This window comes from Janthinobacterium violaceinigrum, assembly GCF_009208555.1.
Lineage (GTDB): Bacteria > Pseudomonadota > Gammaproteobacteria > Burkholderiales > Burkholderiaceae_D > Janthinobacterium > Janthinobacterium violaceinigrum.
Map to the genome: position 1 here is coordinate 1 of NZ_WFLI01000029.1, position 10880 is coordinate 10880.

9 protein-coding genes are annotated in these 10880 nt (G+C 64.7%); 6 read left to right on the plus strand and 3 right to left on the minus strand.

All coding sequences use genetic code 11. The annotated features are described in order from the left end of the window. The 6 genes from GCN75_RS20945 to GCN75_RS20970 all read left to right on the plus strand — a co-directional run. The coding region (locus GCN75_RS20945) for a HAMP domain-containing protein (protein ID WP_152284133.1) at nt 1–462 on the plus strand (462 nt) is incomplete at its 5' end. Then, the gene (locus tag GCN75_RS20950) at nt 463–2409 is read left to right on the plus strand and encodes a putative bifunctional diguanylate cyclase/phosphodiesterase (protein WP_152284134.1); all 1947 of its coding nucleotides are present in this window, start codon (nt 463–465) and stop codon (nt 2407–2409) included. It abuts the gene before it with no gap. Between the two features lie 215 nt (nt 2410–2624). Continuing rightward, nucleotides 2625–5306 carry a TonB-dependent receptor gene (locus tag GCN75_RS20955; protein WP_152284135.1) on the plus strand — a complete coding sequence of 894 codons (2682 nt, stop codon included), beginning with the start codon at nt 2625–2627 and terminating at the stop codon, nt 5304–5306. 284 nt (nt 5307–5590) lie between these two features. Next, nucleotides 5591–5875 carry a hypothetical protein gene (locus tag GCN75_RS20960; protein ID WP_152258356.1) on the plus strand — a complete coding sequence of 95 codons (285 nt, stop codon included), beginning with the start codon at nt 5591–5593 and terminating at the stop codon, nt 5873–5875. A gap of 44 nt (nt 5876–5919) precedes the next feature. Further along, complete coding sequence (locus GCN75_RS20965) at nt 5920–6807, plus strand: MurR/RpiR family transcriptional regulator (RefSeq protein ID WP_152284136.1); 888 nt, start codon at nt 5920–5922, stop codon at nt 6805–6807. An 81-nt stretch (nt 6808–6888) separates the two neighbouring features. Continuing rightward, nucleotides 6889–8211: an aspartate aminotransferase family protein gene (locus GCN75_RS20970; RefSeq protein ID WP_152284137.1), complete on the plus strand. Its 1323-nt coding sequence runs from the start codon at nt 6889–6891 to the stop codon at nt 8209–8211. Here the strand turns inward: GCN75_RS20970 and GCN75_RS20975 are convergent. Genes GCN75_RS20975 through GCN75_RS20985 form a run of 3 tightly spaced genes read right to left on the minus strand, consistent with a single transcriptional unit; the run spans nt 8208 to nt 10517 of the window. Continuing rightward, nucleotides 8208–8471 (minus strand): PAAR domain-containing protein, encoded by a 264-nt coding sequence (locus GCN75_RS20975; RefSeq protein ID WP_152284138.1) that lies wholly within the window; start codon nt 8469–8471, stop codon nt 8208–8210. The two genes, GCN75_RS20970 and GCN75_RS20975, sit on opposite strands and share 4 nt — an antisense overlap. Before the next feature lie 28 nt (nt 8472–8499). Next, nucleotides 8500–9798 carry a hypothetical protein gene (locus GCN75_RS20980; protein WP_226941501.1) on the minus strand — a complete coding sequence of 433 codons (1299 nt, stop codon included), beginning with the start codon at nt 9796–9798 and terminating at the stop codon, nt 8500–8502. After that, nucleotides 9795–10517, minus strand: coding sequence for a hypothetical protein (locus GCN75_RS20985; RefSeq protein ID WP_226941502.1), 723 nt, complete (start codon nt 10515–10517; stop codon nt 9795–9797). The genes GCN75_RS20980 and GCN75_RS20985 overlap by 4 nt, the downstream gene beginning before the upstream one ends. Nucleotides 10518–10880: the final 363 nt, after the last annotated feature.

A 10880-nucleotide genomic window follows, 5' to 3' on the forward strand; every position in this document is an offset into this window, starting at 1 on the left:
GACGCCGGCGCGGCGCTGGCCAGGCACGACGCGGCGGCCGTCGCGGCCCTGCAGCGCGCGTGGGGCGCGGCGGAAGGCGAATTGCACCGCCTGATCCAGCTGCGCGTGGACGGCTTTTTCACGCGCATGTGGCTGCACCTGGGCACGGCCGTGCTGCTGCTGGCGATGATACTGGGCCTGGTGTTTTTCGTCGCGCGGCAGATCGCCCTGCCCATCCGCCGCCTGGCGCGCGTGGCACAGGAGGTGCGTGCAACGGGCGACCATAGCCTGCGCGCCATCTGGGACAGCGAGGACGAGACGGGACGCCTGGTCAGCGCCTTCAACACCATGCTGCAGCAGCTCGACTTCCAGCGCATGGCGCAGCAGGAGCTGGTGGCGCGCGCCAGCGCGGCCGACGCGCAGCGCCAGCTGGTCGACGCCATTCCCATCCCGCTGATGGTCACCTCGATCCCCCGCCACTAGGTGCTGCACGCGAACCAGGCCGCGCATGCGTGGCAGGGCAGCCTGGAACGCGACCCGTGGGTGGGCGGCATGAGTCCGCAGGCCCGCTCGCGCTTCTTCCAGCGCTTGAGCGACCTGGGGGCCGTCGACGAATTCGAAGTGTGCTGGAGCGGTGGCGGCACGCCCACCTGGGCCTTGATTTCCGCGCGCCTGATCGACTACCAGGGCCAGCGCGCCGTGCTGTCGACCTTCACGCCGATCAACAAGATGAAGCTGATGGAGTCGCGCCTGGAACTGTGGGCCAAGGTCTTCGAGGCATCGGCCGAAAGCCTGATCGTGATGGATGCCGACATGCGCATCATCACCGTCAACCAGGCTTTCCGCCGCCATTCGCTGTACGACCTGGTGGAGCTGGTCGGCAAGCGCCCGGGCTTCCTGCTGGCGCCGGACAACAGCCCCGAGCAGCTCGACAGCCTGCGCCGGACGCTGGCGCGGCGCGGCTACTGGCAGGGCGAAATCTCGGTGCAGCGCAAGTCGATGGAAAGCTATCCCGCCTGGCTGGTGATGAACGCCGTGCGCGACCTCGATGGCGTGACCACGCATTTCATCGCCAGCTCGCTCGACATCAGCGAACGCAAGGCCAGCGAGCGGCAGATCGAGCACATGGCCCACCACGATGCGCTGACGGGCCTGGCGAACCGCCACGTGTCGAAGCTGCGCCTGGCGGCCGCCATTGCGCAGGCGCGCCGCAGCGGCGAAAAGGTGGGCGTGCTGTTCGTCGACCTGGACCGCTTCAAGCACGTCAACGATGCGCTGGGCCACCATGTGGGCGACGCGCTGCTGCAATCGGTCTCAAAGCGCCTGCTGCAGCTGGTGCGCGAAGGCGATACCGTCAGCCGCCTGGGCGGCGACGAATTCGTCGTCATCCTCAACGGCATCGGCGACGCGCAAGCCATCGCCGCGCTGCTCGACGCGCGCCTGATACCGGCCATGCGCGAGCCGCACCAGGTGGAAGGCAACGAACTGTATGTCTCGTGCAGCGTGGGCGTGGCCGTCTACCCGGACCACGGCGACGACATGGATACCCTGATGCGCCACGCCGATGCGGCCATGTACCAGGCCAAGAGCGGCGGGCGTGATCACGCGCGCATGTTCACGCCGCAGATGCAGGAACAGCAATTGCAGCAGCTGCACCTGGAAAGCGATCTGCGCCACGCCGCCGAGCGGCAGGAACTGGTGCTGTATTACCAGCCGCGCATCGATGCCAGGAGCGGCTGCCTGAATGGCGTGGAAAGCCTGATCCGCTGGCAGCATCCGCAGCACGGCCTGATCGCGCCCGACAGCTTCATACCCGCCGCCGAGGAATCGGGCCTGATCGTCTCCATCGGCGCATGGGTCATCCGCGAAGCGTGCCGCCAGCAGGTGGCCTGGCGCGAGGCGGGCATGGGCGACATCGCCGTGTCGATCAACCTGTCGGCCATTCAGCTGAAAAGCGGCGGCCTTGCGGCCACCTTGCGCGAGGTGCTGCGCGAGTTTGCCGTCACGCCGGGACAGGTCGAATTCGAACTGACCGAATCGATCCTGATGGACAATGTGGACGACACCATCGCCACCCTGCACGCCATCAAGGCGCTGGGCTTTGCGCTGTCGATCGACGATTTCGGCACCGGCTATTCGAGCCTGAACTACCTGTGCCGCTTCCCGCTCGACAAGCTGAAAATCGACATGAGCTTCGTGCAGGACATCCACGGTTCGCCGCAGAATCTGGCCGTGACGAAAACCATCGTCGGCCTGGGCCACACCCTGGGCTTGAGCGTCACCGCCGAGGGCGTGGAAAGCGCGGCCGATGCCGACGTGCTGCGCCACGCCGGCTGCGACGAATTGCAGGGCTACTATTTTGCCCGCCCCATGCCGCAGGCGCAGTTCATCGTATGGCTGGCGCAAAGCGCCGCGCCGCGCGCCGCCTGACACCTCTCCTGCAGCACGCGCGGCCCGCCGAAAACGCGCGGTACGCCGCCAGGGCGCATGGATGCAGCAGGGATACCGGAATTGATATGGACATCGCAAAAGAAGTCATTTGTGGGGCAAAGTCATTCCCCCTACCATGCTTCCTGAGCAAGTTTCAGCTCTGGCGGCGACTGCCGCAGCGTTCTCAACATAACTAAAATACAGGTGGAGACAAGATGAAGCAATTGATGGCAACGGGCACCCGCACGTCCCGGCAAAACACGCGGCCGACCTTGAAGGCCACGGTGGCCGCGCTGGCCGGCGCGGGCTTGCTGAGCAGCGCTTCCGTCTGGGCGCAACAGGCGCCCGTCATGGCGCCCCCGGCGGACGAAACGGCACCGGCAGCGGCAGCGGCAGCAGCGCCGGAAGCCGCCGCCGACAATGCGGGCATCGCCGTGGTGGCCGTCACGGGCGTGCGCCGCGCCGCGCAGAGCGCGCAGACGATCAAGAAAAACAACGACCAGGTGGTCGACTCCATCGTCGCCGATGAAATCGGCAAATTCCCCGACAAGAACGTGGCCGAAATCCTCGGCCGCGTAACGGGCGTGCAGATCCGCCGCGAAGGCGGCGAGGCGGGCTCCGTCATCATCCGCGGCCTGCCCGGCGTGGTGACCCTGCTCAATGGCCGCGAAATGTTCACTTCCGTGGGCCGCAGCCTGTACCTGGCCGACATCCCGACGGCCATGCTGCAGCGCGTGGACGTGTATAAATCGCAGGGCGCCGACATGGTCGAAGGCGGCACGGCCGGCGTGGTCGACGTGCGCACCAACCGCCCGTTCGACTTCAAGGGTTTCACGGCATCGGGCAACGTGCGCGCCGAGCACCGCGACAAGTCCGGCTCGACGGACCCGAACGTCAGCGGCATGGTGTCGAACCGCTGGAAGACGCCGTACGGCGAGTTCGGCGCCCTGCTCGGCCTGTCCTACCAGCGCAGCAAATACTATGACGAGACGATCTGGAACGCCGAACCCGTCAAGCGCCCCGAAGCGGGCAATATCACAGGTCCCGATTCCGTCGGCATGATCCCCACCGTGGGCGACCGCAAGCGCTACGCGGCGAATGCGGCCTTCCAGTGGCGCCCGAACTCGCAGGTGGAAGTATATGCGGAAGGCATGTCGACCCTGATCAAGCACGCGTTCGACAGCCAGTTCTTCGTCGGCTCGCTGCCCTGGGGCCAGAACCCGGACATCACCCTGATCCCCGGCACCAATCAGGCGGCCACGGTGGGCAAGATCGACGGCCCCTGGTCGCCGTTCACGCTCGGTTCGACCCAGGCGCGGCGCGACCGCTCGATCGGTTCGCAGGGCGCCATCGGCGCGCGCTGGGACATCACGCCGCAGCTGCGCGCCACCACGGAACTGGCGCGCACGGTCAGCAACTTCGAGCGTGAATTTCCCATCCTCGACTTCCTCGCCCATCCGACCAGCGTGATCGGCAGCACGAACGTCAACGGCGGCGCGCAGATCAGCTACCCCGGCTACAACATGCTGGACCCGAAGAACTACACCCTGCTGGGCTTCTACGACAACCACAGCCACGACGAAGGCAGCTCCACCGACTGGCGCGGCGACCTCACGTACGACATGGACAGCACGGGCTTCTTCCGCGAATTTTCGGGCGGCGTGCGCATCGCCAAGCGCAAGGCCGAATCGATCCGCGAAAAAAATGGCCAGGGCGGACTGACGTCGATCATGACTGCGGACGCGATTCCCGGCCTGGCATGCGCCTCGCACGGCAACACGGGCAACTTCGGCCTGCAAAGCTGGCTCACGCCCTGCCGCGACTTCATGCTCAACAACACGGCCGTGCTGCGCCAGCTGTTTACGGGCAGCAGCGAACGCAGCGCGGACGATCCTATGACCCACTACAAGGACGTGGAAAAAACCAATGCCGTCTACGGCAAGGCGCGCATCGGCTTCGACGTGGCGCAGGTGCCCGTCGATGGCACTGTCGGCGTGCGTGTCGTGCAGACCAAGCAGGACCTGCAGGGCAACTCCGCGCAAAACGGCATCATCACGCCGGTGCGGGTGCAAACGTCGGATACGGACGTGCTGCCCAGCATGACCCTGAAAGCCATGCTGCGCCAGGACCTGATCGCCCGCATGACGGCCGGCAAGGCCGTGCAGCGCCCCAACTTCGCCGACTTCAACCCCGGCGTGAGCCTGGGCCAGAGCCTGGAGATGGTGCGCCCGACGGGCGGCGGCGGCAATCCCGACCTGAAACCCGTGGAAGGCAAGAATCTCGACGTGGCGCTGGAATGGTATTTCGCGCAGACGGGCTCCGTCACGGCCACCGTGTTCCGCCATAACTTCAAGAATTACATCCTGTCCGGTTCGGCCAAGGAAACGTATGGCGGCATCGAGTACGACATCACGCGTCCCCGCAACACCTCGAAAGGCCATCTGCAAGGCGTGGAAATGGCCTACCAGCAGTTCTACGACAAGCTGCCCGGCTGGATGAGCGGCCTAGGCCTGCAGGCCAACGCCACCTACATGACGGGCGAACTGGAAGAACTCGATGGCGGCGTGCATCCGTTCACAGGCATGTCGAAGTGGTCGGCCAATATCGTCGGCCTGTACGAACAGGGACCGTGGTCGGCGCGCCTGGCCTACAGCTGGCGCGACAAGTACGTCGACGACTACAACTACCGCGGCAAGGGCATCCACCTGACAGTGGCGCCAACCAAGACCCTGGACGCGTCGGTGTCGTACAAGCTCAACCCGAATACGACGGTGACCCTGGACGCGAACAACCTGCTCGACTCGACCTACCGCGACTACCACGACACGCCGGACTATGTGCGCGATGTGCGGCGCTATGACAAGGTTGTCGGCCTGTCGGTACGCTGGAGCTACTAACAACACCCAGGGCGTTATTGCCGCGCCTCGCCCTGGACGTTTTCAGCATTGGCAGTAACACCTGACCAACCCGGCTGCGCGGCAGTGATGCTTTTGCCAGGCGTCGAAACGTCGTTGATATTCATAGTTTTTCTTCCTTCGAGGGTTTTCAGCGCCAGCCGGCAACGGTTGGCGTTTTTTTGCCTTGTGGAATCTATCCGACATCGGAATTGATTTGGCGCAAAGTGCCGCCGCCGGCGCGCTTTTATGCTGTCAGCTTGACTAGCGAACCCGGCGGGGACAGCATGCACAATGCACGGCACGTCGATGCACAGTTATTTCAACCCGATATCCCGGTACGACTCGACATGCGCACGGCGGCGCTGGTCGAGCATGCGCTGGCCTTGCAGGAAATGGCCGGCACGGGCGCCGCCGCCCTGTTCCTGCATTGCCACGACGTGCCGCTGCCCACCGCCTTGCGCGTGCTGACGACGGGCCCGCGCCGCAAACCGGCCGGACCGCACCTGTTTGCCCGCCTGCGCCCGCGCACGGCCGCCCGGACGCAAGGTTTGCCGCTACCGGCGCGCTGACGAATCCTGTACCATCGCCGCAACCCATTAGACGAGGCACGGCGATGCAGGCAGCGACACCCAACGACCCCTATGCGGCCTTGATGGCCCTGATCAAGGCGCGCCATGCGGAACTGAGCCCGCAATTCCAGGCCGGCGCCCGCTACCTGGCCGACCATCCGGACGAGGTGGCCGTGTCGTCGATGCGCAGCATTGCCGCGCGCGCCCAGGTGCAGTCGGCCGCCCTCGTGCGCCTGGCGCAGCAGCTGGGCTTTGCCGGCTGGCCGGAGCTCAAAGCCATCTTCGTGGAACGCCTGCGCGCGGGCCCGGCCGGCTACGCGGCCAAGGCCGATGCGCTCGCCGGCAAGGAGGGGGACCTGGTCACCGAGGTATTCACGGTGCAGCAGCGCAACCTGGCCGCCACGGAAAGCGCCAACCACGCCGCCCTGGACGGGGCCGCCAAGCTGCTGCAGGCGGCGCCCCGCGTGCACGTGGCGGGCTTTCGCGCCGCCCACCCCATCGCCTATACCCTGCACTACCTGTACCGGCTGCTGCGCCCCAGCGTGCAGCTGCTGAGCGGCCAGGGCGGCACCCTGGAAATGGACTTGCGCGCCCTGCAGGCGGGCGAAGCCGTCGTCGTCGTCAGCTTCGCGCCGTATTCGAGCGAAGCGCTGCTGGTGGCGCAGGCGGCGCGCCAGGCCGGCTGCCGACTTATCGCCATCAGCGACAGCGCCATGTCGCCGCTGGCCCTGCAAGCCGACGCCAGCATCGTCATTGCCGTCGACAGCCCCTCGTTCTTCCCCTCCATCGTGGCCGGCGTCGCGGCCGTGGAAAGCCTCGTGGAATTGCTGGTGGCGCGCGCGGGACCGGATGCCGTCACGGCCATCGGCGCGGCGGAAAACCAGCTGCGGGCGCTGGGCGCCTACGCAAAAACACCAAACGATGTAAATTAAAAATAAATACATCAAACGTTGCATAGCGGCGCAACGCATCCTATAATCGGTATTCCCCCTTGCCGATATGAAAGCGATGCCATGAGCCATGTCTTCCACCGCAGCTTGAGTACCAGCTATCCCGTCGCTGCGGGCGGCGACGGTCCCTACCTGATCGATGCCGACGGCAAGCGCTACCTGGACGCCTGCGGCGGCGCGGCCGTCTCCTGCCTGGGCCATGCGGATGCGGCCGTGATCGCCGCCGTGCAGCAGCAGGTGGCCACGATGGCCTACGCGCACAGCTCGTTCTTCACCAGCGAGCCGATGGAGCAGCTGGCCGATTTCCTCGTCGCCCGGGCGCCAGCGGGCATCGACAGCGTGTATTTCGTCTCGGGCGGCTCGGAAGCGGTGGAAAGCGCGCTGAAAATGGCGCGCCAGTATTTCGTGGAACGGGGCCAGCCGCAGCGCCGCCACGTCATCGCGCGCCGCCAGAGCTACCACGGCAACACCCTGGGCGCGCTGGCCACGGGCGGCAATGCCTGGCGCCGGCAGCAGTTCGAGCCCTTGCTGATCGGCGTCACCCATGTGTCGCCCTGCTACGCCTGGCGCGACCAGGCAGCCCATGAAACGGATGGAGACTACGTGACACGCCTGGGCCAGGAGCTGGAAGACCATATCGCCGCACTGGGCGCGGACAAGGTCATGGCCTTCATCGCCGAACCCGTCGTCGGCGCCACGGCCGGCGCCCTGCCCGCCGTCGCCGGCTACTTCCAGCGCATGCGCGAGATCTGCCAGCGCCACGGCATCCTCCTGATTCTCGACGAAGTCATGTGCGGCATGGGGCGCACGGGCAGCCTGTTTGCCTGCGAGCAGGAAGGCGTCACCGCCGACCTCATCTGCATCGCCAAGGGCCTGGGCGCCGGCTACCAGCCCATCGGCGCCGTGATGGTGTCGCAGGACATCCGCGACACGATTCGCGCCGGCACGGGCTTCTTCCAGCACGGCCACACCTACATCGGCCACGCCACGGCCTGCGCCGCCGCCCTGGCCGTGCAGCGGCAGATCGAGGAACGCGATTTATTGGCCAACGTGCGCGCCATGGGCGCCTTGCTGGAACAGCGGCTGCACCAGCGCTTCGACGACCATGCGCACGTGGGCGACATCCGCGGACGCGGCCTGCTCCTGGGTCTGGAACTGGTGCAGGACCGCACCAGCAAGCAGCCGTTCGACCCCGCCCGCCGCCTGCACGCGCGCATCAAGGCGCACGCCATGCAGGGCGGGCTGATGTGCTATCCCATGGGCGGCACCATCGACGGCCTGCACGGCGACCACATCCTGCTGGCGCCGCCCTACATCATCGACGCCAGCCATGTCGACGAGATCGTCGACAAGCTGGGCGCGGCCATCGACGCGAGCCTGGCCTAAGCGCGCCCGCTGTTGCCCACGGTGGACATCAGGCTGGCGCCGCAGCTGGTCTTGTGTCCCTCGAAGGCCACGGGCAGGCCATCGATCAGCACCCGCGGATCGCCCTCGGCGATCACGCAGCGCACATGGCCCTTGATCGGGCAGACGCAAGGATCGCCCTTGCGCGCCACGGCCACACCCAATACCGTGCTGTTCGGCGCCGCCCCCACCACCTTGCCGCCATGGCTGGTGGGGTCGTTCAGGCGGATCACGCCACGCATGCTCTTCTCCCTCGATGTATCAAACGTCTCATTGCGAAAACCCCTGGTAATACTCGGGCGCATCGTGGCGCAAGCCCCACCACGGCAAATAGGCATGGTTGCCGCCGCGCGCGCGGAACCATGGCTTGTCAGGCCGGATCGGTCGCGCGACGGCAGGCGGCGCCACCACCAGCGCCACGGGTGCCGACAGGTCGCTGGTGCCGGCCACCAGCACGGGCTTACCGAAATGATGCGCATAGGCGATGCCCAGCGCCACATTCGTCAGGGCCGTGCCCGCGCCCGTTTCGCCCAGCACGGCAGTCAGATTGAAGCTTTGCTTGAGTAAGTCGAATTCCGGCAATTGCACGGTAAGCGTCTGCGCCAGCGCACCCAGCCGTTCGGAAGAATCCTTGTGCGTATTGCCCGCATCGTGAATCAGATAGCCGATGTCGATATCTTGCCTGTTGGCCTTCGCCGCCGCCTCCTCGATGGCTGCCGTCCACGCCTGCACCAGCCGCGACGGTTCACCTTTTTTGGCATCAAAATCCGCCGCCTGTTTCGTGCTCGGATAGCCAAGCCACGCCAGCGGCGCCCGCTCCGTCTTGTAGTCCGGGCCGGCCAGCACCAGTAGCACCAGGTTCTCGTTGATCTGCCGGTCCAGGGGCCGGCTGGGCGCATCCCAGTTCATGGCCCAGACGGTTTCCTTCGGGTGGCTTTGCAGGTAGTCGAGCGCCGCGGACAAGGAGGTAAAGCCGGCGTTGGGGCCGCCCATGGTAATGCGGACATCGGGCGGGGTGGAGCGGGTCCAAAGGGTGGGAGAATGGACGTTGCCAATGCTAAAAGTATCGGCAACATATTCCCGGACGAAGTTGGCCGCTTCCACTGGATCGAGCTTGCCTTCGGGCAAAGCATATTCAATATGGATGCCGGCCAGCTCGCGCCAGCGTGACTTGTTTTCAGTTGAATGGACGTTGTAGAAATACTCTGGGTCGGAATAATACACATCATGAAAACGGTCGAACATATCTTCAATATATTTATGATGGTATCCAAGGAAGGTTTCAGAACCATTATTTCCTACTGCAATAGAGGCAATACTTTGCAGCTTGGTATATTTCTCGGGTTTTTCCCTGACCATCTCATCGTCCGGATTCGGCCGCACCAGTCCCATAGTCCACAGCAATTGCCACTGTGTCGAGTAATCCCGACGTTGCAGGGGATTCAGCCATTGCAGCCCCACCACCTGCGCCATCAACGGGCCGCTGCGTGCCACCGTCGCCTCCTGCAAGGGTGGCGTCGCGCACGCGCCAAGCAAAAGCGACATGAGAACACCGATCAGCGCCCTCATTGCGAAAACCCCTGGTAATACTCGGGCGCATCGTGGCGCAAGCCCCACCATGGCAAGTAGGCATGGTTGCCGCTGCGTGCGCGGAACCATGGCTTGTCAGGCCGGATCGGCCGCGCGACGGCAGGCGGCGCCACCACCAGCGCCACGGGGGCCGACAGGTCGCTGGTGCCGGCCACCAGCACGGGCTTGCCGAAATGATGTGCGTAGGCGATGCCCAGCGCCACGTTTGTCAGGGCCGTGCCCGCGCCCGTTTCGCCCAGCACAGCAGTCAGATTGAAGCTTTGCTTGAGGAAGTCGAATTCCGGCAATTGCAGGGTGAGCGTCTGCGCCAGTGCACCCAGCCGTGCGGAAGAATCCTTGTGCGTATTGCCCGCATCGTGGATCAGATAGCCGATGTCGGTATCTTGCCTGTTGGCCTTCGCCACCGCCTCCTCGATGGCTGCCGTCCACGCCTGCACCAACCGCGGCGGTTCGCCCTTTTTAGCTTCAAAATCCGCCGTCTGTTTCGTGCTTGGGTAGCCAAGCCACGCCAGCGGCGCCCGCTCCGTTTTAAAGTCGGGACCGGCCAGCACCAGCAGCACCAGATTTTCGTTGATCTGCCGGTCCAGGGGCCGGCTGGGCGCATCCCAGTTCATGGCCCAGACGGTTTCCTTCGGGTGGCTTTGCAGGTAGTCGAGCGCGGCGGCCAAGGAGGTAAAACCGGCGTTAGGGCCGCCCATGGTGACGCGAACGTCGGGTGGGGTGGAGCGGGTCCAAAGGGTGGGAGAGTGGACGTTGCCGATGCTAAAAGTTCTCGCTATGCGCCCACGAACAAATTCTGTCGCCTCAACTGGATCCAGTTTCCCTTCTGGCAAAGCATATTCGATATGGATGCCAGCCAGTTCACGCCAGCGTGATTTATCCTTGGTTGAATGAACGTTATAAAAATAGTCCGGATCTGAGTAATATACATCATGGAGTAAACTCATCAATTTACTGATATATTTTTCATGATAACCATTAATTGATTCTGATCCATCATTTCCCGCCGCGATAGATGCAATACTCTGGAGTCTAGAGTATTTGTCAGGTTTTTCTTTGAC

What these genes read in the sequence shown, in the direction of transcription:
- GCN75_RS20955 (WP_152284135.1), top strand. Translation starts at nt 2,625, where the DNA reads ATGAAGCAATTGATGGCAACGGGCACCCGCACGTCCCGGCAAAACACG.
- GCN75_RS20985 (WP_226941502.1), bottom strand. Translation starts at nt 10,517, where the DNA reads ATGGGCGGCCCTAACGCCGGTTTTACCTCCTTGGCCGCCGCGCTCGAC.
- GCN75_RS20970 (WP_152284137.1), top strand. Translation starts at nt 6,889, where the DNA reads ATGAGCCATGTCTTCCACCGCAGCTTGAGTACCAGCTATCCCGTCGCT.
- GCN75_RS20975 (WP_152284138.1), bottom strand. Translation starts at nt 8,471, where the DNA reads ATGCGTGGCGTGATCCGCCTGAACGACCCCACCAGCCATGGCGGCAAG.
- GCN75_RS20960 (WP_152258356.1), top strand. Translation starts at nt 5,591, where the DNA reads ATGCACAATGCACGGCACGTCGATGCACAGTTATTTCAACCCGATATC.
- GCN75_RS20980 (WP_226941501.1), bottom strand. Translation starts at nt 9,798, where the DNA reads ATGAGGGCGCTGATCGGTGTTCTCATGTCGCTTTTGCTTGGCGCGTGC.
- GCN75_RS20965 (WP_152284136.1), top strand. Translation starts at nt 5,920, where the DNA reads ATGCAGGCAGCGACACCCAACGACCCCTATGCGGCCTTGATGGCCCTG.